The organism is Cloacibacillus sp. An23, assembly GCF_002159945.1.
GTDB lineage: Bacteria > Synergistota > Synergistia > Synergistales > Synergistaceae > Caccocola.
Map to the genome: position 1 here is coordinate 1 of NZ_NFJQ01000014.1, position 22,079 is coordinate 22,079.

The following is a 22,079-nucleotide window of genomic DNA, read 5'->3' on the forward strand; positions in this document are numbered from 1 at the left end:
CGCGGGGGCGGGAGCCAAAGTCACGGTAATAGAAAGCGACCTCCACCCGGGAGGACAGCTCGTCAAACAGACCCACAAATTCTTCGGCTCGCGCGACGAATACGCGGGAACCAGAGGCTACAAGATAGCGGACATCCTCCTTAACGAAATAGCCTCTCTCGAGGACAAAGTGACCATAAAATGCAACTCCACAGTAACGGGCTACTACCCAGAAGACGGAGTCTACACCGTAATGGAAGGCGAAGAAGACTACTACAGGGTAAAAGCCAAAAAAGCCGTAATAGCCACCGGGGCCCAGGAAAGAATGATCCCATTCCCCAACAACGACCTCCCGGGCGTCTACGGCGCGGGAGCCGTACAGACACTCATGAACGTCTACGGCGTAACGCCGGGTAAAAGAGTGCTCATGGTCGGGGCCGGAAACATAGGACTCATAGTAAGCTACCAGCTCGCGCAGGCCGGAGTCGAAGTAGCCGCCGTAGTAGAAGCCATGCCAAAAGTCGGGGGCTACTGGGTACACGCGGCCAAAATAAGAAGACTCGGCATCCCGATACTCCTTCAGCACACCGTAACCGAAGCCATAGGAGACAGAGTGCTCGAAGGCGCCGTGATACAAGAGCTCGACGACAAATTCCAGCTCAAAGGCGAGCCGGAGAAAATAGACTGCGACATAATCTGCATGGCCGTAGGGCTCGCCCCCACCACAGAGCTCTTCTGGCAGGCAGGATGCGAAATGAAATACGTACCGCAGCTCTGCGGATACGTCCCCTACAGAGACAAAAACATGCGCACCAGCAACAAAGACATATGGGTGGCCGGAGACGCCTCAGGAATAGAAGAAGCCTCCGCCGCCATGGTGGAAGGCAGGATAGCGGGCCACAGCGCAGCCAAAGCGTTAGGCCTTACGGTAGACGACGACAAATTCCACGAATACTGGGAAAGGCTCGGCCACCTGCGCGCCGGAGAAGTCGGAGAAAAAATACGCGCCGGCATAGACCAGGTAATGACCGGCGGATGGGAGGCGTAGACCATGGGCTGCTGCTGCGAAACAAATAAAGAAAAACTCTTCAACAGCGGGATACTCGTAGAACACCGCGAAGGGGCCGTACTTCCGCCCAAAGAACAGTGGGAAAAGAAAAAAGGCGGCTACGTAGTGATAGAATGCCCGAAACGGATACCCTGCAACCCATGCTACACAAGCTGCCCGACGGGAGCCGTACTTCCGTTTGAAGACATAAACGACACGCCGAAAATAGACTACGCGAAATGCACCGGCTGCGGGATATGCGTATCGAGATGCCCGGGGCTCGCCTGCTTCGTGATAGACCTGACATACTCGGAAGACAAAGCCGTGATAAAACTCCCGTACGAACTGCTCCCGCTCCCAGAAAAGGGACAGACCGTCAAATGCCTCGGCAGGGACGGGGCGGAGATAGCGGACGGAGAAGTCATAACGGTAACCGAACCGTCCAAGGACAAGACGTACGTCGTGAGCGTCGCGATACCGAAAGACAAATACGACGACATACGCGCGATAAAGGTGGTGTGCTGAAATGGCGAAGGCAAACGTGATATGCCGCTGCGAAGAGATAGAGATAGACGAAATACGCAGATGGATAGCGGCGGGCTATACCGAGTTCGACGAGCTTAAGAGGATACTGCGCGTAGGAATGGGGCCGTGCCAGGGACGTGGCTGCCGCGACATCATCCTGCGCGAGCTCGCGAAGGCGACGGGACGCAACGTCGCCGACATAGCGCCCGGCACGATACGACCGCCGGTGAAGCCGATAAAGATCAGCCTCCTTGCCGAGGACTGCGATTAGGAGGTGTGAAGCATGGATTTCCAGAAAACAGCCGATATAGTAGTAATAGGGGGCGGAGTAGTCGGAGCGGCTACGGCCTACTATCTCGCCAAGTCGGGGCGCAAGAACGTCGTACTCGTAGAGAAGAACACGGTCTGTTCTGGCTCGACCGGACGCTGCGGCGCGGGTATACGCGCGCAGTGGGGGCTTGAGCTCAACTGCCGCATGGCGCTCGCCTGCCTCGACACATTCGAGCAGCTCGACGAAGAACTCGGTCTGCCGACCGGGCTCAACCAGGGCGGCTACCTGCTCATCGCCTATAAGGAGAAGGAGTGGGAGCAGTTCAAGAAGAACGTCGAACTCCAGCACAGTCTCGGTATAAACACGGAAATATTCACCGACGTGAAGCGCGCGCAGGAGATATGCCCCGGCGTCGCCGTAGACGACGCGCTCGGCTTCACCTATTACCACCGCGACGGACACGCCGACCCGTTCCTAACGACCTTCGCCTTCCAGGAGGCGGCGAAGCGTCTCGGCGTCAAGTTCTGCAAATTTACCGAGGTCACCGGGCTGCGTGTCGAAAGAGGCGAGATCAAGGCCGTAGAGACGAACCGCGGTACGATAGAGTGCGGCGACGTGATCAACTGCGCAGGTTCGTGGGCTCAGGACGTGGCGGCGATGGCCGGCATCAAGCTGCCGAACTGGGCCGAGCGTCACGAGATATTCATCACCGAGCCGGTCGATCCGGGCGTATGCCCGCCGATGCTCATGAGCTTCAGCGGAAATTTCTACATCCAGCAGCGTCCGCACGGTTCGATAATCGCCGGAGAAAGCCCGTCGCACGAGCCTGTCACGGGCTACACGGCGACCGTGCATTCCATCGCGAGCATCGCGCGCACGGTGCTTAAGCTCCTGCCGCGCGCCAAGAACATCCGCGTCGTGCGCCAGTGGGCCGGGCATTACGACATGACGCCCGACGCGGCGCCTATACTCGGCGAGACGGACGTTAAGCACTTCTGGCACGCGACCGGCTTCTCGGGACACGGCTTCATGCTCGGCCCCGTCGCGGGACAGATAATGACGGCGCTGCTCAACGGCGACACGCCGATCATCGACCCGACGATAATGGACTACCGCCGCTTCGAGCGCGGCGAAAGAATAATCGAGCCGAACGTCGTTTAGACGCGCGGAAAATTTCCGAGAAAAGACACAAAGCAGCCGCCGGAGCAACTCTCCGGCGGTTTTATTTTTCCCTTTTTACCGGCCTTTCCGCGCGCCGCGCCGCTTATCGCGACCGGGCGCGGTATTATTCGCGCAGCGGCCTTACGCTTCCGCTTCGAGCTTCTGTTTTATTTTCTCGGCCAACCGCCTGATGTAGGCCGGGTTCGTACCGCAGCAGCCGCCTATGTAGGCAGCGCCCATGTCTACGGCCGGGAGCACGTCGCCGGCGAAGGTCTCGATGTCGAACGAGGCGTCGAACGAACCGTCGTCGTTCGCTATCGGCGTTCCGGCGTTGGGTTTGAAGATTACCGGCAGGTCGGTGACGGCCTTGAAGTCCGCGATGACCGGCAGCGCGTCCACAGGGCCAAGCGAGCAGTTGAGGCCGACGGCGGCTACGTTGTACGGACGCAGCCCTTCGACGATGTCCTTCGGCGTGTTTCCCATCATCGTGCGCGCGGTCTTCGGGCGCACGCCGTTTTTGTTGGCTCCCATGAAGCTCATGGAGCAGCAGACGGGAACGCCGTATCCCGAGGCTATCTCCGCCGCTATCTTCATCATCTCGAGATCCATGAAGGTCAGCATCCATATCATGTCGGGTTTTTCCTGCATTCCCGCGCCTATCTGCTCTTCGTACATCGCTTTCGCCTCTTCGCGCGATATTTTGCCGTACGGCTTGAGCAGCCCCGTAAGCGGACCTATCGCGAGCCCTACCCTGACGCGGCCGTCGGCGGCGTCCTGCGCTATTTTTACGCCGGCCGATACGACCTGCCCGACGCTGTAGGAGCTCGAGCGCGCTACCTCCGCGCCGTTCGCTGCGAAAGTGTTCGCCATTATTATGTCGGCTCCGGCATCAACGTATTCTTCGTTGAGCTCGCGCACTATTTTCGGGTTTTCGACGTTGTAGCGCCAGACCGGGACCTTTTCGGAAGCCTTTTCCCAAAGGCTCGTCCCCGCCGCTCCGTCGAGCATGATTATTTTCTTTTCTGCTTTTTCCATCAACGTTCACGCCTTTCCGTAGTCCGTATAATTTCCGCGCGCTATTCCTTCCAGCGGACCAGCTTTCTTTCCGCGAAACTCAGCAGCGCGTTAAGAAGGCTGACTACGACTCCTATGAGTATAATGCCGGCTATGACGTTCGTGTAGTTCGCATAGTCGGAGTAATTTTTTATAAAATATCCGAGGCCGCTCGACGCGCCCGTCATCTCAGCCATCGTGAGCAGCAGGAATGACGTCGAGAGAGTCACATGAAGGCCGGACATTATCCCGGGGAACAGGTACGGTATCATTATTTGGAAAATCATCTCGCGGCGCGTGAGGCCGAGGGCGCGCGCCGAATTTATTATGCGTTTGTCCATCGCGGCGGCACGGTTGATTATCCCCATGAAGGTGGGCCAGAAGATGCCGAGCACGATTATCGCGGCCGCCGCGCTGCGGAAGGTAGGCATGACGGCGACGGCGTAGGGGCTGTATATCACCGGCGGTATCGGGCTCAGCACCTTCGCTATGGGCAGGAATACGCCGCGCATGAACGGAGAAAGGCCAACGAAAAGGCCTAGCGTGACGCCGGAGGCGACGGCGATGAGCATGCTCGCGCCGAGCAGCGTAAGCGACGAGAATACGCCGCGCAGCATAAGTGCGCGGCAGTCCCAGAAGGCCTGAAAAACGTCGCGCGGCGGCGGCAGGAGTATCGGGTTTGCTATCCCCAGGTTGACGGCGGAAAGCTCCCACGCGGTGAGGACGGCGAGCGCGATGCAGGCTATCGCGGAAAACTGCGCCGTCCTTTCCGGCGAGCGGCGGACGCGCGCTGCGTAGCACAGCTCCGTCAGGACGAGCGCGCCCATGAGCATCGCGCAGCCGGAGGGCGCTTTGCGGCTGTTCCAGAGCACGAGCGCGGCGAGAGACGCGAGGGCGAGCTGAGCGAGGGCGAAGGAGCGCTTCATCTCTCCGCCGCACGCCTTTCCCCGGCCTCGCAGAAATATTCCGCGAGACGGCTGACAAGCGAGAAATACTCCCTCGTGCCCGTTATCTCCTTATGCACGCGCGGATAGCCGAAGGGGACCGGGACTTCGCGCCGTATCGCGCCGCCGTCCATGAAGAGTATCCGCTCGCCGAGCGTCACGGCCTCGTCCACGTTGTGCGTGACGAAGAGCACCGTGCGCCCGGTTCCGCGTTTGGCCACTTCGCCCACGAGAGTCTGGAGCGAGCGGCGCATACGCGGGTCGAGCGCGCTGAACGGCTCGTCGAAGAGCCACGTCCCGGCGTCCATCGCAAGAGCGCGCGCTATCGCGACGCGCTGCCTCATGCCGCCCGAGAGCTGGTGCGGATATTTGGCGCGGTCGCCGTAGAGGCCGACCTGCGCGAGATATTCGCCGGCGAGCGATGCGGCTTCGGCCTTGGATATTTTACGCGCGTGGCGCGCAGCGAAAGCTACGTTCCCGAGCGCCGTCATCCACGGAAACAGAGAGTAATCCTGAAAGACTATCGCCCTGTCCGTGCCGGGGCCGCGAATCTCGTCGCCGTTGACGCGCACTGTGCCGGACGAGGGACGCAGCAGCCCCATGACTATGTTCAGAAGCGTGCTTTTGCCGCAGCCGCTGTGGCCGAGCACGCAGACGAACTCGCCGCGCGCGGCGCGCATGGAAAGGCCCCGGAGCACCGGCGGCTCCGCGGCGTAGCTGAAATATATATTTTCCGCCTCTATAGCGAACGGGGCCGCCATGACGCTAAAGATTGTTGGCGGCGTATTCCGCGTCCATTTTTTTGAAATATTCGCAGTCCGGGAAGCGTCTCAGCATTTCGTCGAGCGCCTCGCGATAGACCGTCGAATCCACGCAGTCCGATATATCGGCCTTCGCCCCCTTCGGCAGGTCGCCGTTGGCCTCCATTATCTTGTAGAACTCCTTTATCCTGTTGACCGCCGGGTCCATCGTTATCACCATAACGTCGGAGTAAAGGCAGTATCTCACGTAGTCCTCCGGCTGTCCCGAAAATTCCATGAGTTTCGCGACCGCCGTATCGGGGTCGTCGCGCGTCAGCTTGTAAGCGCGCAGGTTCGCAATCTGGAATTTGACGAGCGCGGCGCGCTTTTTCTCAAAGGTCTCGCGCGAGGCGGTCTGACGGCAGCATACGGCGTTCGGCGCGGCGTCCCTGATGTTGAAGGCGACTGCAAGGCCGCGCTTTTCCGCGATGAGGCCGAAGCCGCTGTTGACGAAGCCTATGTCCGCCATGCCCTTCGAGACGGCCTCTATTATCGCCTGAAAGCCGTCGAGCTGTATTATCTCCACGTCTTTCGCGAGGTCCAGCCCGGCCTCGCGCATCTTCGAGCGCATTATCATCTGCCCGGTCTCGGGGCGGTGGACGGCTATCTTTTTGCCTTTGAAATTCTTTATGTCGCGGTACTTGTCCTTGTTCTCGGGCAGGGTCACGCCCTGGCAGCCCTCCGCTATCGTGCCGCCGTATATCACGAGCTCCGCGCCCTTCGCGGCGTAGGTCAGCGACGGTATGATGCCGAGCGGCAGCACGTCGAGCTTGCCGAGCTGCACTGCGGTGACGCCCTCGTTGAGGTTCGATATCTGCATTATCTCGACGTCGAGCCCCTCGTCCGAGTAGTAGCCCATCATGTGCGCGAGCACGACCATCGCGGGCTTGATGCTGTTTCCCATGTTGCCGACGCGCAGCGCCGCCTCCCCCGCCTCCGAAGCCGCCGGGAAGAGCAACGCCGCCGCGAGCAGAAGCGCGCAGATGACGTTTCTCATACCCGTTCCACTATTCGCCGCCCTCGCAGAAGGGGCAGGCCTCGCCGAGGCATTCGTTGTTGAATTTTCTGTAGGCGCATCTCACCGCGTCCGGCATGCTTATCACCGTGCCGAGATGACGGGCTATGTATTTTTTCATAAAAAGAAGCGCCGCGAATGTGTTGCGCTTGCAGCAGCGCGGGCCTCCGATCTTCGCCATCTCGGACAGAGCGCCCGCCGTGGCGTAGTTGCATAGCCCCCACGTCTCCTTAGACAGCGGCGTCGTGCCGGTGTAGACGCTCATGAATATGCCGCAGCCGACCGCCGCGCCGCAGGCTCCGTAAAAGCCGCAGAAGGCAGGCAGAACGTTGTGCGCGCGCTTCATGGCTTCGTCGAGCTTTTTCCGAAATTCCTCGGGCGAAACTTCGTTCTTCGCGCAGACGTCGGCGAGCAGCACGGCGGGCACGAGATAGTGGTGCGCAAAGTTGTGCATGGGGAAATTCGCGTCGTTCATTACGGAATCGACGACATCCATGACGCCCCGCCCCTCAGGCCGTCTGTAATATTCGAAGCACTTTTCCGTTATCACCTCAAAGCTCCTGTCGTTCCCGCAGCCGGCCATCTCAGCGCCTCCCCTCCCAGCGCCATTCCGCCGCCGCAAGCATCGCCTTGGTCTTCGCCGCGGACGCGCCGCGCCCGGTCTCGGTAGAGAGGCTCGTGTCGCGCGGATTGACGCTGACCTCGGCGTATATCTGGTTCGCCCCGGCCATCAGGCAGAGCTCGTCCGGCTCGTGTACGCCCATCGCGCGCTCCGGCTTCACGCACAGCTCCGCCACGGCGCATATCTTCGCGAGCTCCGCAGCCGATATCTCGCCGCGCCCGAAAAGCCGCGTGCCCGGCACGCATACGCGCTTCATGACGGCCATTACGCCGACCGGGTATTCCTTAGCGCGGAACATCTCGTCGGCGATCTCTTCATAAGTGTGCTCGGGGCCTATCGGCTCAACGCAGTAGTAGAGTTCGAGCCCGGCCTCCTTAACGGCGTCGAGCGTCCTCACGCGCGCCGCCGGTTCGAGCTCCGTGTCGCGCCCCTCGCCGAGCCTGCGTATATGGTAGACTCCCGTAAAGCCGGCGGCCCGCAGCTCGCGCGCGTACTCGTGTCCAAAGTCGCCGACGTTCGCGACGAAGCGCATGCCGTCGGGGATATGTTCGCGCACGCGCCGCGCGTATTCGAGAAAATCCTCCTGCGGATAATTGGCCGTGGTCATCAGGAAAAGCTCGTCCACTCCCTGCGCCGCTATCTCCCCGGCCATATAGCACGCGCTTTCGACAGGCAGGACGAAGCTGTTCTCCGCCGGAAAAACATCCTTCGCGAGCGAGCAGAAGCCGCAGTTCGCTGGACACGGCGACGCCTCTATCCCAATCTGCGCAAATATCGCGCCGCGCCCGCCGAACCGCGAGCGCGCCTCCGCGTTCGCCGCGCATAGCAGCGCGTAATAGTCACCGCTCCCTACCTCGAGCGACAAAAGCTCCAGCACGTCGGCGCGGCGAAGCTCTTCGCCAGCCGACGCCCTTTCAAGCGCTTCGTTCATAAATTCCACTCCTCCTTGCGGATTTCTATAAAAAGCTCCGGCGCGCGGCTTCCTCCGCCGCGCACGCGGCCTGCAGCCTACATCCCGTCGTCTATGACCTCCGGTATCGCCTGCGCGAGGCGGTCTATCTTGTCCCTGTAGCCGAGCAGCGTCGCGCGCCAGAATACGAGGCAGAGCCGACCCTCCTCCGTTATCTCGTAGACGCGCTTGGCCTGCACGCCGCCGTCGGCCTCTATGCGCGAGGCGAGCAGCCCCGACTCCTCCATCTTCTTGAGAGTGCGGTACAACCCCGTAGGGTCTATGCTGCTGTAATCCATAATGTCGCTTTTATAGAGCTTCTTGAGTATCGAGAAGCCGTGCATCGGCTCCTCGTTCAGGAGCAGAAGTATGGACGGCTGTATGAACCTTTCGAGAAACGACCCGCGGCACGCGCATTTCTTCATAACTATTCGACCTCTTCATCTATTGGACTTCATCTAATATATTATCAGAGGCCGCAAAAAATTAAAAGCCGCCGCCGGCTGCTTTTTGCGCGGATAAAACGTTTTTTTGCATTATCGCAAAAAGCGCAGCACGCGCGACCCATTACCGTAAGCTATGGAAGCCTATAAATTACAGGCATTTGCCGCACGCGCGTCCGGCGCGCTATCCTAGACCGCGAGAAGTCGCGCCGTGCGCAGAAAGGAAGATTTATAAGAACAGATGGAAACAAAAGAATTTCTTGAAATAATGGCATCGGGGCGGAAAGTTACGGCGGGCTCCGACGTCCACCGCCATATGGTGGAGCTGAGCCGCGAGGCCATGCGCGTGACCGCGCTGCTGAACTCCGGGTTCCGCGAGCCGGAGGAGATACGGCGGCTCTTCGCCGAGCTTACCGGGCGCGAGGTAGACGAGAGCTTCAACCTGTTCCCGCCTTTCTATACGGACTGCGGAAAGAACATAAAGATTGGAAAGAACGTATTCATTAACTCTTGCTGCTGCTTTCAGGACCAGGGCGGAATCACGGTCGGCGACGGCGCGATTGTGGCGGCCGGCGCGGTCGTGACGAAGGACGTGCCGCCTCTTGCCGTCGTCGGAGGCGTGCCTGCGCGCGTGATAAAAAAGAGTGCGATATAACCGGCGCGCCCGCGCGTCCGCCGCCGGAACGTTCACGGCGATGAGCGCCGCGCTCGGCGGACTTTTCTCGGAAATCCGATCCGCCGTATCCGTCCGCAATAACGGCGAGAAGAGGCAAATCCCCGTTCATGGGCGCGGCTTTTCGCGCAAACGCAAATACCGCCGCGCCGCCTGGCGGACGATGAAACCCTCCGCACAGCGCGGCGCGTGCCGTCAAGTTTTCCTCCGTCCCGGAATCCGGCGGCGCGAAACAAGCGGCGGAGCGGGAAGCTCGAACCGATACCGATTCGGCCCGGGGCATGGCGGACTATAAGTTCTTCGCCGGAAAATTAAACGGCTAAAAAAGCCGGAAGCTTACGCCTCCGGCTCTCGCGTTATGATATTTCCGTCAAAGTTTCGGATTTCCCTATTTCATAGCCTCTTCGACCGCGACTGCTACGGCGACGGAGGCTCCGACCATCGGGTTGTTGCCCATGCCTATGAGCCCCATCATGTCGACGTGCGCCGGGACCGACGAGCTGCCGGCGAACTGCGCGTCGCTGTGCATGCGGCCCATCGTGTCGGTCATGCCGTAGCTGGCCGGGCCCGCAGCCATGTTGTCGGGGTGCAGAGTGCGGCCCGTGCCGCCGCCCGAGGCGACGGAGAAGTATTTCTTGCCGTTCTCTACCGCCCACTTTTTGTACGTGCCCGCGACGGGGTGCTGGAAGCGCGTCGGGTTCGTCGAGTTGCCGGTGATGGATACGTCTACGCCCTCGTGGATCATTATCGCGACGCCTTCGCTGACATCGTCCGCGCCGTAGCATTTGACCTTGGCCTTGTCGCCGTCGGAGAAGGCGCGCTCGCTGACGATGTTGAGCCTGCCGGTGAAATAGTCGTACTTCGTCTCGACGGAGGTGAAGCCGTTGATGCGCGAGATGATGTAGGCGGCGTCCTTGCCGAGGCCGTTGAGTATGACGCGCAGCGGCTCTTTGCGGACTTTGTTGGCCGTGCGCGCGATGCCTATCGCGCCTTCCGCGGCCGCGAAGGACTCGTGGCCCGCGAGGAAGCAGAAGCATTTCGTCTCTTCGCGCAGAAGCATCGCCGCGAGGTTGCCGTGTCCGAGGCCGACCTTGCGCTGGTCGGCGACCGAGCCGGGGACGCAGAAGGCCTGGAGGCCCTCGCCTATCTTCTCGGCGGCTTCGGCCGCCGTTTTGACGCCGCTCTTTATCGCGTTCGCCGCGCCGAGCGTGTAGGCCCAGACGGCGTTTTCAAACGCTATCGGCTGTATGCCGCGCACTATCGCCGCGACGTCCACGCCCTTGGCGAGGCAGATGTCGCGCGCCTCGTCGAGGTCTTTGATTCCCTTCTCGGCGAGGAATGCGTTTATCTTTTCTATCCTGCGTTCGTAACCTTCAAAGTTTGCCATTGCGTTTCCCTCCTACTGCCTGCGCGGGTCGATGATCTTGGCGGCCTCGGCGTAGCGTCCGTAGGTGCCGACGTTCTTCTCGAAGGCCTCTTTCGGGTCTACGCCCTTGCGTATGGCCTCCATCATCTTGCCGAGCGAGACATAGCGGTAGCCGATTATCTCGCCGTTCTCGTCGAGCGCCTGGTCGAGCACGTAGCCCTCGGCCATCTCGAGGTAGCGCGGCCCCTTCGGCAGAGTGCCGTACATCGTGCCTATCTGCGAGCGCAGCCCCTTGCCCAGGTCCTCGAGCCCGGCGCCGACGGGCAGGCCGTTCTCGGAGAACGCGCTCTGCGTGCGTCCGTAGGCTATCTGCAGGAACAGCTCGCGCATCGCGGTGTTTATGGCGTCGCAGACGAGGTCGGTGTTAAGCGCCTCGAGCAGCGTCTTGCCCGGCAGTATCTCCGCCGCCATAGCCGCGGAGTGCGTCATGCCGGAGCATCCTATCGTCTCGACGAGCGCCTCCTGTATCACGCCCTCCTTAACGTTGAGCGAGAGCTTGCACGCACCCTGCTGAGGCGCGCACCAGCCCACTCCGTGAGTAAATCCGGAGATGTCGCCTATCTGCTTCGATTCTACCCATTTACCCTCTTCCGGTATCGGGGCGGGGCCGTGATGCACGCCCTTCGCCACGCATACCATTTCTTCAACTTCGCGGGAACACTGCATGAAATACTTCCTCCTTGTCCCTTCTTGAGTATTCACCCGATAATTATAACCCCACGGGCCGCTAGTAGCCCCATTCAAAATCGGGGCTGCCGGCGTCGAGCAGTCTTTTTTTCATATCTTTCGTGATTTCAGCGAGCGCCTCTTCGGTGCGCCCTTCGCAGCGTGCGACGAGCACGGGCTGCGTGTTCGAGGCGCGCACGAGCCCCCAGCCGTGCGGGTAGACTATGCGCACGCCGTCTATCGTTATCGCGTCGAGCCGCTCCGCGAGCGCGCGCTCCTTCACTCGCTCGACGACGGCGAATTTCAGATCGTCGGGGCAGTCGTAGCGCGTCTCTATCGTCGAGGGGTAGACCGGTATTTCTTCCATAATCTCCGACAACTTGCGGCCGTCGTTCGAGAATATGCGCGCGAGCCGCCCCGCCGCGTAGAACGAATCGTCGTAGCCGTAGTACTCGTCGGCGAAGAACATGTGTCCCGAGACCTCGCCGGAGAAGAGCGCGTGCTCTTCGCGCATCTTCGCCTTGACGAGCGAGTGCCCCGCCTTCCACCAGAGCGGGCGGCCTCCGTACTTCTCTATCGTCTCGGGCAGCGCCATAGAGCTCTTGACCTCGCATATCGCGACCGCGCCCGGGTGCTTCGGAAGTATCTCCGTCCAGTAGAGCGCCATAAGCCTGTCGCCCCATATCACCTCGCCGCGCTCGTCCACGACGCCTATCCTGTCGGCGTCTCCGTCGAAGCCTACGCCGAAGTCCGCGCCCTCGGCGAGCACAGTCTCGATGAGCTTCGGAAGGTTCTCGCGCTTCGTCGGGTCCGGGTGGTGGTTCGGGAAATTGCCGTCGGGCTCGCTGTAGAGCTCCGTCACGCGGCAGCCGATGCGGCGCAGGAACTCCGGCGCATAGAGGCCGCCCGTGCCGTTGCCGCTGTCGCAGACGATTTTAGGTTTTCTCGGCCCCAGCGTTATCTTCGAAACGAGCATGTCGATATACTCCGCGTTTATATCGGCGTGCGAGAACGCGCCCTCGCGCGGAGATTCAGGAAAATCGCCGCTTTCTATGATTTTCAGTATCTCCTGGATGTCGCCGCCCCATATCGTCGCCTTGTCGTAGGCGAGCTTGAGGCCGTTGAACTCTTTCGGGTTGTGGCTGCCAGTCACCATTATGCCGCCGCCGACGGGCAGGCGGTAGAGGCTCCAGTAGAACGCAGGCGTCGATACCATGCCTATGTCCGTCACGTCTATGCCGGCGGCGCAGAGTCCACGCGCCGCGGCCGCCTTTATGCGCGGGGTCGAAAGCCTGGCGTCTCCGCCGAGCGAAGCGGCCTTCACGCCGCGGGCGGCGAGCCACGAGCCGTAGGCGCGTCCTATAAGAAATACGTTTTCGTCTGTAAGCTCGTCCTCTGCAATGCCTCTTATGTCATATTCGCGGAAAATGTGCGCCGGAACGCGGCTCATGGCGATACCTCCATATCTCAGCCTATCGGCTGACGTTCGCGCCGGATGCAAGGCGCGCGGCGCAGGCCGCGCACATGCCCCGGCGTCAATGATTTACTGCCGTCCGACCGCCATAACGCCGACCACGTTCATCACGGGGCCGAGGTTCAGCGATTCTTCTATCGCGGCGCGGTTGAACGAGGCTATGAAGCGCGCGTCGAGGCCGAGGGCCGCAGCCGCGAGGTAGACGTTCTGCGACATAGCGCCCGTAGCCAGCTCGCCGAAGCCGTTCATGTTTATCACGCCGCGGTCGACGAAGACGAGGATGCATGGCGCCGTCTTGGCGTAATCCTGGTTGACGGTGCGCTTGAGCGCCCTCTTGTCGGCGTTGATCTCGATAAGCGCGTTCTTCTCCCAGTTGTAGAGATAGCCGCCGTCCTTAAGCATGACGTAGACGGACACGTAAGGATCGCGCCCCATCGCCATAGGCACCGTCCAGCCCTTGGGCTCGCGGTTCTGCCCCGTCGCGGCCCACAGCAGCGTCGAGAGCTCGTTCAGCGTCAGCTCTTCCTTCGTGAAATCCTGCTGCTGCGCCGAGGCGCGCTTCGACAGCATGTCGAACAGCCCCGGCCCCCCGCTCTTCTGCGGCTCGGGCAGCACGATAGGCACGGCGAAGGCGCACGACGACGCGGCGAGCATAAGCGCCGCCGCAAGGATAAGTATCTTCTTCATAAAAATTCCTCCTTGATGGATTTATTATTTTTTTCTAAAAACATCGTCCCACGCCGCAGGCTCACGCGCCCCACGGCCACGGAACGGAAAATCCGAAAAATCCGGCCGCGGAGCCGCCGAAGATGAAAGCCGCGGCGCAGCCGGCGCAGAGGAACGGGCCGAGAGGCACCGCGGTCTTTCTCGTAACCTTTCCCGCAGCGAGCAGCGGCAGCACGGCGGCGCAGCCGAGCAGGAACCCCGCGTAGAGAGCGGCGGCGGCGAACTTCAGCCCCGTGAAGGCCCCGACGCCGAGCATCAGCACGGCGTCGCCCGTCCCCATGCGGCCGCGGCTGAGCAGTACGACGGCCCAGATGAAGCAGAAACCGGCGGCAGCGCCGGCGGCTCCGTCGATAACGGCGGACGCCCCGCCCGCAAGCCGCAGAGCCAGCCCCGCGCCAGCCATGGCGAAGGCCCAAGAGTCGTATATATAGCCCGTCTCCGCGTCCGTAAGCGTGTGGAAGGCGAGAAAAAGCAGCGAAGCCGACGAAAACAGAAAGGAATAAGAAAATCCGAAACGCAGGAAGAAAACGGCGCAGAGCACTCCGCATGCGAGCTCCGCGATGAAGTCGCGCACGGGGATGCGCGCGCCGCAGAAGCGGCAGCGTCCGCGAAGCGCGATGAACGACAGCACGGGCACAAGGTCGCGCGGCGCGAGGACCGCGCCGCAGGAAACGCAGCGCGAGCGCTCCAGTCCCCACCATTTCTCCCCGGCCTCGGCGCGGCAGGCGGCGGCCCCCGCGAAAGAACCGAGGGACGCTCCGACGAAAAACGCAAAAATCAGAAAAAGCCAGCCGCACGCCGCCATATAGACACCTCACAGACAGAAAGGCTAAAATACAGCCTAAGCTATATTTTACACGAAGACCGCGCGTTAAGGAGTGTCGGGAGTGCCTATAATAACAGTCAACATCAAGGAAGGACGCACAGTCGAGCAGAAGCGCGAGATGGCGCGCCGCGTCACGCAGGCCGTGGCGGAGACGATGGAGGTCAAGCCCTCAGCGGTGCGCATAATCATCAACGAAATGAAAAACGAAAACTTCGCGATAGGCGGCACGCTCGTCTGCGACGACCCCGCGATGCAGCTCAAGCCGAAGGAGTAAACGCACGGCTCCGCCCGCCAATGCGCGGAGCCGGCGCAGCGCCTGCGAGGGCGGACGTCAGACATTGCGCCGGCATCAGTTTCTTTTGTGCGCCGGCAAAAATTCCGCGCCAGCACGCGAGCCGCGCCGGAGCGCCGGCGGCGCGGAACCGGCGTTAAGCATTACGCGCGGCGGACGTCAGTGCGGACGAATAAAAAACATATCCGCGCAAATAACTTTTCCCGGTTTTCATGTAGCTATAAACAAACCGTTTACAATGTGATTTTAAAAATTTTTTATTCCTGCGCACACCGCGCCGCGCCGTCACGCTATTGTCAAGCACTCGCTAACTTACTTAACATTGAAAATAAAGTATATTGGCGGCCTGCAAAGGGCCGGATAAAGGGAGGATCTTGTGTGAAAGACGATTTCGGGAAAATCGGCGTATTCCTTTCGTCGGCGGTCATCGCGGCCGGGGCCGTGCTCATCGGGGCGGTGTACGCGTGGGCTCCGGTCTGTCAGGCGATGCTGAAGCTTGTGAACGGAAGGGAAACGCATATGAAATGTTTCTTCAGCGGGCAGGCGCTCGTGCTGCTCGGCGCGCTGCTGATACTCAACGGGGCGATGATGCTCTTCACGAAAAAGCTCGCGCACGGAGGCGCCGTCGCCGCAGGCATCGGCCTCTGCGTTTTCGCCGTCATCTCCAACCTCGGCATAGGCATCGGCATCTGCGCGAACGTCGAGATGGCCTGCCACGTCACTGCAGCGTGGGCCAAGCTCTGCGGAGGCGCGGCGTTCGTCTTCGGTGCCGCGGCCCTCGCGCTCGGCCTGAAGGCCCGCTGAGGCGCGGAGCATGGCCGGCAGGAGAAAGCTCGGCGCGCTTTCGATAGCGCTGACGAATCTGCGCGGGCAGGGGATGCGCACCGGCGTGATGGAATTCCTCTGTCTGGTGCTTGCGGCCTCGCTGTTCGTAAGCTCGATACTGCTCTCGAGCATGGAGCGCAGCGTCGAACAGACGGTGAACCGCATGGGGGCGGACGTCATAGTCGTGCCGAAAAGCTACGCTTCGGAGTACGCGGGCTCGCTCTTCTCCGGCGAGCACTGCAGCTTCTACTTCGACGGCTCGTGGCTGGACCGCATAGCGGCGATACCCGGAGTGGCTAAGGCCTCGCCGCAGCTATTCATCGCGACGCTGGACGCGTCGTGCTGCGCGATGCCGCTTCAGATAATCGGCTTCGACTCCAAGACCGACTTCATCGTCACTTCATGGATGAAGAGCGCGCAGATGCGCGAAATAGGCCGCGGCGAAGTGATCGCCGGAGCCAACATGTACACGAAGCCGGGCAGCACTCTGATATTCTTCGGAAGAGAGCTGAAAGTCGCCGGCAAACTCGACAGGACGGACACGAACTACGACAACTGCGTGTTCATAGACTTCAGCACCGCGCGCGACATCCTCCGCACCGAGCAGGCGCGCGAGAACAGGCTCGGCGGCATGGACCCGGAAACGGTGATATCTTCGATAATGATACGCGCCGAGGATGGCGTCAACCCGCTCGAGGTCGCGCGCAAGATCAACTACACGATAGAGGACAGCCCGCTGTGGGCCTACACGGCGAACAGCATGGTCAGCAAGGCCGCCGATTCCGTAGCCAGCTTCGCCTCGTTCAGCCTCGCGCTGAACGTGCTGATGCTGCTGACCGCCGCCGTATCCATGATATGTATATTCACCGTCACGATAATACAGCGCCGCCCTGAGTTCGGCGTCATGCTCACGCTCGGCGCGACTAAGGGATACGTCGTGCGCGTGATACTCGCCGAAGGGCTTGTGATAGGCCTCGCCGGCGGCATCGCCGGAATCGCGGCGTCCGGCGGAGTGATGCTCGCCTTCCGCGAGCAGATACTGCTGTGGCTCGGCATACCGGCCTTCATCAGCTCCGTAGGCTTCTACGCGGCGACTGGGGCGAAGTGCCTCGCGGTCGCCGTCGCGGCGGGGCTCGCGGCGTCGGCCTGCGCCATCTTCGCCGTCTGCCGCGGCGAGCCGATAGCTCTGATACAGGAGAAAGAGATATGATTTTACAGGCGTCCGAACTCGTAAAGAAATATACGCGGAGGGGCGAGACCTTCGCGGCGGTGGACGGGGTGTCGTTCTCGCTCGGCGAGGGGGCCTTCGTCGCGCTCATGGGACAGTCCGGCTGCGGCAAAAGCACGCTCTTCCATCTGCTCTCCGGGATGTGCCGCCCCGACTCGGGCACGGTGACGTTCGCCGGCCGCGAGCTGACCGCTCTCGACGAAGACGGCCTCGCCGCGCTGCGCGGGCCGGAGATAGGCTACGTCATGCAGGGATGCGACCTGCTGAACAACTTCACCATCGCCGAAAATATATGTATGCCGTACTTTTTCAGCGCGGCGGCGCGGCGGGGAAACGAGGACGTCTATGCGCGGGCTTCTGAGCTGCTCTCAGAGTTCGGCCTCGGCGGCATGGAGGACGAGACGCCCGCGGCGCTCTCGGGCGGAGAGCGCAAACGCGTCGCGATAGCGCGGGCCTTCCTCATGCGCCCGAAGCTGATAATCGCCGACGAGCCGACGAGCGACCTCGACGACAAAAACTCCGAGATAATACTCGACTATATGGACAAAGCCGCGAAAAGCGGCGTCGCCGTCCTCATGAGCACGCACGACAAAAACGCCGCATCGCGCTGCGGCGAGCTGTGGCGCATGGAGCACGGCCGTCTCACGCAAAGCGCATAACGCGCCGCGCCTGCGCGGAGCACACGAAAAGCCGCCGTCCGGGGAATCATACCGCACGGCGGCTTTTATATTTGATCAACTTTTCCTAGAAAATACACGTCGCCCAGGAAATCTCCTGCGCCCGGTGAAACGGGGCGGGCCATGCGGGACCTCCGTCCAGTACCCACGCAACCTTGCATTGTGGCTATATCGCTTCGGGTTCAGCCTCGGTGCCAGGGATGGAGATTCCGGCCGGAAAATTGCCGGAATGACGTAAATGTTTGCTGTTTTAGTTAATTCTATACCGGGCCCTGGACTGAGGCGCGGCGTCACGCGCGCCTCAGTCAGCCCGCGTATCGCGCTAAAACCTCAGCTCGAGCAGCTTCAGCCCGGCTTCCTGGAAAAGTCCCGGAATTTCGCGGCGCGCGCGCACCTTGCGTATGAATATCGCGAGGTTGCGCGGCTGGCTGAAATCGGGCGAAGCGTCGGTGTAGACCGGGTCTTTGCTGCCTACGATGTCGAAGACCTTCCATTTGCCGTCGGTGTCCACGAAATAGCCCTTCGAGCGGACGACGTCCTCCGGCAGCCTTGTGAGTATATCCTTGAATTTCTCCGCGTCGCCCTCCCAGAAGACGCTGAGCGAGGCTAGGTTGTCCGGCGGGGCCATGTGCGGCGTCGCGTTGGCGAGCGTGTCATCGATGAACTTCTCCCACGCCTCCGCGTCCGGGATGTCCGCCATCTTCTCTTCCGTATCGTCGGAGCGGAATACGCTCCACGGCACGTTGCCGAACGAGGCGCGCGTAATCTTCGCCGCCGGGTTCAGCTCGTGAAGATGCTTTTCGAGCGCGTCGGCCGCTTCCGGCGTCACGAGGTCGGTCTTGTTGATAATAAGCTGCGTCGCGGCCTCCGTCTGCTTTATGACCGCGTTGAACATGTCGAGCCAGTCCTCGAAATGCAGCGCGTCTATGACGCAGATGTTCCCAGCGAAGCGGTAGTAGTCGTGCAGCATCCCGTGGCCGAGGTCTTTCTTCATGTCGGTCGTGTCCGCGACGCCGCTCGCCTCGACCAGCAGTATCGTCGGCCTGTAGTCTTTAAGTATAGTGTAAAGCCCGCGCAGGAAGTCGCCCTTCGCGCAGGCGCAGAATATCGAGCCGCGGCTTATCTCTATTATCTCGAGTCCGTTCTTGCGCACGACGTCGCCGTCCACACCGGCCTTGCCGAACTCGTTCATCAGGACGGCGATGCGCTCATGCTCCGGGTGCGTCTCGAGCAGATGCTTCAAAAGCGTCGTCTTGCCGCTCCCAAGAAATCCAGACAAAAGATAAACCTTGCATTTATTCTCATCCACTACGCATACGTCCCTTCCGTCAAATTTTCCCACAGACTAGCACAGAAGCCGGAGATTAGCAACGCGGCGCGCGCCCCGCGCTATATCCACCCGACTTTGTGCTTGAGCTGAAGCAGGTGTTCCTCGTACCATTCGCGCGGGTGCTTGAGCACGCTGTCGGCGAATTCTTTTGGTACGTCTTCTCCCATTTTGTAGAGCTCGAGCTTCGCCCAGTAGAGCATCGCCTGCCATAGCGGGCGTTTCGTCTCGCTCGCGAGGCGTTTCGCGACTGTGAAGCATATCCCCGCGTGATACCAGTCTTTTTTGCGGCTGTTGAGGACTCCCATGAGGCTGAAGGCGATGCCTCCGCCCTGCAGGCCGTCCTCCCACTCAGTGTGCATTATGTTGTATATCTTGCCCATGCGCTGAAGGTGCGACTCGGCCTCTTTGTAACGCCCGAGCAGCATGAGGCAGAAAGCCGCCTTCGCGAGCGAGAGGCCGAGGCCGCGGAATAGAGAGACCGACTCGCCTATGTTGACGCAGTTTTCGTAGAAGGCGAGCGCTTCTTTTATTTTCTTCTGCGCGAGCATCGCGTCGCCGCGGAAGTGCTCCGCCGCTATGAGGCAGACGGTGAAGTTGAAGCCCTTTTCCTCGAGCCTTTCGAATACGGCGGTGGACATGAGCAGGTATTTGTCCGCCTCGTCGTACTGCGCCGCGAGTATCTTGGCTATCCCGACGAAGCGCAGCGCCGTCCCCTCCCACTTGGCGAGTCCGTTTTTTTTCGCGTAGCCGCAGAGCTTTTTCGCGCAATATGCGAGGCGCTTCGCGTCGTCGCGCTGTATGGCGAGGTAGCACATCTGCGCGCCGGCCTTGACAACGGGCTCCGGCTCTCCTATCGCGAGCGCCTTGCGCACCGCGGCGCGCAGCATATATTCCGCGTCGTCGTAGCGGCGGCTCCACCAGAGATAGCCGCCCTTGAGTATGTAGAGGTCGCGTTCGAGGCGCAGCAGCTCGGGGCTTCCGCCCTCGATGCGGAAGAGGCGGTCCATTATCGCCCACGCCTCCGCCATAGCCTTTTTCGTGTAATTGGAGTCGTCCACCGTCGGAATGTAATACATCAGGTCCTGATCGACAAGCGTCGGGAACACCTCGTGGACGGCCATGAAGTACAGGTCGAGCTCGCGCACGCGCCAGTAGAGCTCCTTCATCGGCATACGGGCCTCATGGCAGTGGTAGTAGAGGCGCGCGCAGGTCTTCCTGTGGCGGTATTGCAGCCGCTTAGGCGCAGAGGCCTCGAGTATCTCGACGTTCTTCGTGTGCAGCGCCGTCCTGCGCGACGCTGACATGCCTTCGAGCAGGGCCTCGCGTATCTTCGTGTGCGTGAAGTAATAGAGCACGTCGCCGCCGTCGGCCTCCTGCTCGCGCAGAAAGCCGTGCAGCCGCAGGTTGCTGTACAGCTTCGAGACGCTCAGCGGGGACATTTCGAGCACCTGCGCTATTTCTTTCATCGACGCGCATTCGGGACATACGGCTATCGCCTCGAGGAAAAGCCGTTCGTTCTCGTCGAGCAGCTCTATCATCGAGAAGTACGTGTTTTTATACGGCGACCCGCCGTCGAGCATCCCGTCCGACTTATACTTGAGCAGCTCGCGGATGAAGAAGGGATTGCCCTCCGTCTGCATATATACGTCGTGGACGCGTTCGTCCGTCCAATCCTCTTCGGGGGCCATCTCGTGGCATATACGCCCCGTCTCCTCGAGATTGAAGCGGCGCAGCGTCACCTCGAACTTTTCAAAAGGCTCGTCGGCGAGCGCGGTGCGCAGCATGAAGGCGGGGCGTATCTCCTCGAAGCCGGTGACGAGCATGTTGAGCGGGGCGCTGCCGTCGCACATTATGGATTCGATGATATTCCACGACGCGTCGTCCATCCACTGAAGATCCTCGACGACCAGCAGCCGCTTGATGTCACGCGACGGCTCGGAGACACTCTGGTGGATGAGTTCGGCTATGTACGAGTAGCTCAGGTCGGAAAGGGCCTTTATATTCTCCTGCTGTGAGAGCGAGATATGCAGCGATTTCAGAAGCCGCATGATCGGCGCGAGCGGATAGGACTTCTCCTCCTGCCAGCAGACGACGGAAAAACATTCCCAGCCGCGCTCGGCGAGGCATGACGTTATCTCGTTGATGAATACTGTCTTGCCTATGCCCTGCTCGCCCCAGACCATGCCGCAGAGCGAACGCCCCTCGACGGAGCCGGAAAAAAAGTCGAGCATCTTCATTATCTCGTCGTTGCGCGCGAGAGGGTTGTCCTCGCCGCCCTGCGACGACGCGCGTATCGCAGGGCCTTCGGTCTTGCGGCGCATCAGCGTCGAGATGTCGGAAAGGTCGGCCTCGATGCCGAAGTCGCTTTCGATCCGGCTCGAGAAAGCGCGCGCCGCGTCCACGGCCTTTATCTTTTGGTTCGTCTTTATATAGAGCCTCACGAGCTCGCCGTGTATCTTTTCGTCGTACGGCTCGCACTCCGAGAGCTTTTCGTAGCATAGCAGCGCGTCCTCGAAGCGGTTCTGAGCGAACCCGGCGAGCTGGGCCTGCGCCCTCTTTTTCAGATTTTTTACGAGAAGGTTGTGATAGTGCTGGCGTTTCGGCAGCAGCCAGTCGCTGAACGCTCCCCAGTCGTCGAGGTCGGCTGAGTCCATAAACGGCCGGCATAGCTCGCTTATTTCGTTCCATCCGAGGGCGTCTATTTTGGTGATGAGATCTACGTCGCGCTCTATCTTCACGCCATCGGCGATGGAAATGACGCCGCCCGCAATATTTACGGGGAGCACCTTTTTTATGCAGCTCACGGCGTTGCTGAGGTTGCGCCGCGCCTTCTCGAGAGTTTTATCGAACCATAGATACTCGCAGATTTTATCCTTCGACATGCTCTTCTCTTCAATAAGCATTAGGGCGAGTATCTGGGCTTTTTTAAAAGTAAAAACATAGGGCGCTCCATCCACAAACAATTCAGGCCTGCCAAGCAGCTGAGCTTTATACTTCAACACAATCACGCCCTTACCTTCATTAATAGAGACTATTGTACGCTTTAACGAAATAGCGTGCCACATTCCCTCTCTGATGTGAAATAAAAAATCTGCAAAAAACTTAATTTTATAATGTGGTCTACCA

Annotated in this window: 23 protein-coding genes; 9 read left to right on the top strand and 14 right to left on the bottom strand. The window is 60.6% G+C overall.

Annotated elements, in window-relative coordinates; translation table 11 throughout:
• The 4 genes from B5F39_RS12930 to B5F39_RS12945 all read left to right on the top strand — a co-directional run.
• The coding region (locus tag B5F39_RS12930; protein WP_143330757.1) for an NAD(P)/FAD-dependent oxidoreductase at positions 1-1,027 on the top strand (1,027 nt) is incomplete at its 5' end.
• Positions 1,028-1,030: 3 nt separating this feature from the next.
• Positions 1,031-1,552, top strand: a complete 522-nt coding sequence (locus tag B5F39_RS12935) for a 4Fe-4S dicluster domain-containing protein (RefSeq protein ID WP_087368382.1) — start codon at positions 1,031-1,033, stop codon at positions 1,550-1,552.
• 1 nt (position 1,553) lies between these two features.
• Positions 1,554-1,823, top strand: a complete 270-nt coding sequence (locus B5F39_RS12940; RefSeq protein WP_087368384.1) for a (2Fe-2S)-binding protein — start codon at positions 1,554-1,556, stop codon at positions 1,821-1,823.
• A 12-nt stretch (positions 1,824-1,835) separates the two neighbouring features.
• Positions 1,836-2,984 (top strand): FAD-binding oxidoreductase, encoded by a 1,149-nt coding sequence (locus tag B5F39_RS12945; RefSeq protein WP_087368386.1) that lies wholly within the window; start codon positions 1,836-1,838, stop codon positions 2,982-2,984.
• Positions 2,985-3,125: 141 nt separating this feature from the next.
• Here the strand turns inward: B5F39_RS12945 and B5F39_RS12950 are convergent, their stop codons facing one another.
• From B5F39_RS12950 to B5F39_RS12980, 7 genes are all read right to left on the bottom strand, one after another.
• Positions 3,126-4,019, bottom strand: a complete 894-nt coding sequence (locus tag B5F39_RS12950) for a homocysteine S-methyltransferase family protein (RefSeq protein ID WP_087368388.1) — start codon at positions 4,017-4,019, stop codon at positions 3,126-3,128.
• 41 nt (positions 4,020-4,060) lie between these two features.
• Positions 4,061-4,963, bottom strand: a complete 903-nt coding sequence (locus tag B5F39_RS12955; protein ID WP_087368390.1) for an ABC transporter permease — start codon at positions 4,961-4,963, stop codon at positions 4,061-4,063.
• A complete protein-coding gene (locus tag B5F39_RS12960; RefSeq protein WP_087368392.1) occupies positions 4,960-5,742 on the bottom strand; it encodes an ABC transporter ATP-binding protein in 783 nt (260 codons plus the stop codon). Before B5F39_RS12960 ends, B5F39_RS12955 begins: the two co-directional genes overlap by 4 nt.
• A gap of 4 nt (positions 5,743-5,746) precedes the next feature.
• On the bottom strand, positions 5,747-6,778 hold the full coding sequence (locus B5F39_RS12965; protein WP_087368394.1) for an ABC transporter substrate-binding protein: 1,032 nt from the start codon (positions 6,776-6,778) through the stop codon (positions 5,747-5,749).
• A 10-nt stretch (positions 6,779-6,788) separates the two neighbouring features.
• Positions 6,789-7,379: a DUF5714 domain-containing protein gene (locus B5F39_RS12970; RefSeq protein WP_087368396.1), complete on the bottom strand. Its 591-nt coding sequence runs from the start codon at positions 7,377-7,379 to the stop codon at positions 6,789-6,791.
• 1 nt (position 7,380) lies between these two features.
• The gene (locus B5F39_RS12975) at positions 7,381-8,349 is read right to left on the bottom strand and encodes a hypothetical protein (protein ID WP_087368398.1); all 969 of its coding nucleotides are present in this window, start codon (positions 8,347-8,349) and stop codon (positions 7,381-7,383) included.
• A 77-nt stretch (positions 8,350-8,426) separates the two neighbouring features.
• Positions 8,427-8,792 (bottom strand): PadR family transcriptional regulator, encoded by a 366-nt coding sequence (locus B5F39_RS12980; RefSeq protein WP_087368399.1) that lies wholly within the window; start codon positions 8,790-8,792, stop codon positions 8,427-8,429.
• A 358-nt stretch (positions 8,793-9,150) separates the two neighbouring features.
• Between B5F39_RS12980 and B5F39_RS12985 the strand changes: the two genes are divergently transcribed.
• A complete protein-coding gene (locus B5F39_RS12985; protein ID WP_239391287.1) occupies positions 9,151-9,465 on the top strand; it encodes a DapH/DapD/GlmU-related protein in 315 nt (104 codons plus the stop codon).
• A 406-nt stretch (positions 9,466-9,871) separates the two neighbouring features.
• On the opposite strand, the gene B5F39_RS12995 is transcribed toward B5F39_RS12985, so the two are convergent.
• The 5 genes from B5F39_RS12995 to B5F39_RS13015 form a co-directional block, all read right to left on the bottom strand.
• The gene (locus B5F39_RS12995; protein ID WP_087368404.1) at positions 9,872-10,870 is read right to left on the bottom strand and encodes a GGGtGRT protein; all 999 of its coding nucleotides are present in this window, start codon (positions 10,868-10,870) and stop codon (positions 9,872-9,874) included.
• A 12-nt stretch (positions 10,871-10,882) separates the two neighbouring features.
• Positions 10,883-11,575 (bottom strand): hypothetical protein, encoded by a 693-nt coding sequence (locus B5F39_RS13000; protein WP_087368405.1) that lies wholly within the window; start codon positions 11,573-11,575, stop codon positions 10,883-10,885.
• A gap of 61 nt (positions 11,576-11,636) precedes the next feature.
• Positions 11,637-13,025, bottom strand: a complete 1,389-nt coding sequence (locus tag B5F39_RS13005; RefSeq protein ID WP_087368407.1) for a phosphomannomutase/phosphoglucomutase — start codon at positions 13,023-13,025, stop codon at positions 11,637-11,639.
• Positions 13,026-13,118: 93 nt separating this feature from the next.
• Entirely contained in the window at positions 13,119-13,736 is a 618-nt protein-coding gene (locus B5F39_RS13010) for a nitroreductase family protein (protein WP_087368409.1), read from the bottom strand.
• Between the two features lie 61 nt (positions 13,737-13,797).
• Positions 13,798-14,580 carry an A24 family peptidase gene (locus B5F39_RS13015; protein ID WP_087368411.1) on the bottom strand — a complete coding sequence of 261 codons (783 nt, stop codon included), beginning with the start codon at positions 14,578-14,580 and terminating at the stop codon, positions 13,798-13,800.
• 82 nt (positions 14,581-14,662) lie between these two features.
• Between B5F39_RS13015 and B5F39_RS13020 the strand changes: the two genes are divergently transcribed.
• The 4 genes from B5F39_RS13020 to B5F39_RS13035 all read left to right on the top strand — a co-directional run bounded on the left by B5F39_RS13020 (position 14,663) and on the right by B5F39_RS13035 (position 17,605).
• Positions 14,663-14,875 carry a 2-hydroxymuconate tautomerase gene (locus B5F39_RS13020; RefSeq protein WP_087368413.1) on the top strand — a complete coding sequence of 71 codons (213 nt, stop codon included), beginning with the start codon at positions 14,663-14,665 and terminating at the stop codon, positions 14,873-14,875.
• A 396-nt stretch (positions 14,876-15,271) separates the two neighbouring features.
• Positions 15,272-15,697, top strand: a complete 426-nt coding sequence (locus B5F39_RS14310) for a DUF4418 family protein (protein WP_158096059.1) — start codon at positions 15,272-15,274, stop codon at positions 15,695-15,697.
• Positions 15,698-15,707: 10 nt separating this feature from the next.
• The gene (locus B5F39_RS13030) at positions 15,708-16,928 is read left to right on the top strand and encodes an ABC transporter permease (protein WP_087368416.1); all 1,221 of its coding nucleotides are present in this window, start codon (positions 15,708-15,710) and stop codon (positions 16,926-16,928) included.
• Positions 16,925-17,605 carry an ABC transporter ATP-binding protein gene (locus B5F39_RS13035; protein ID WP_087368417.1) on the top strand — a complete coding sequence of 227 codons (681 nt, stop codon included), beginning with the start codon at positions 16,925-16,927 and terminating at the stop codon, positions 17,603-17,605. Before B5F39_RS13030 ends, B5F39_RS13035 begins: the two co-directional genes overlap by 4 nt.
• Before the next feature lie 340 nt (positions 17,606-17,945).
• On the opposite strand, the gene B5F39_RS13040 is transcribed toward B5F39_RS13035, so the two are convergent.
• Both B5F39_RS13040 and B5F39_RS13045 read right to left on the bottom strand, forming a co-directional pair.
• Entirely contained in the window at positions 17,946-18,902 is a 957-nt protein-coding gene (locus B5F39_RS13040) for a GTP-binding protein (protein WP_158096060.1), read from the bottom strand.
• Positions 18,903-19,012: 110 nt separating this feature from the next.
• The gene (locus B5F39_RS13045; protein WP_158096061.1) at positions 19,013-21,856 is read right to left on the bottom strand and encodes an AAA family ATPase; all 2,844 of its coding nucleotides are present in this window, start codon (positions 21,854-21,856) and stop codon (positions 19,013-19,015) included.
• Positions 21,857-22,079 lie beyond the last annotated feature (223 nt).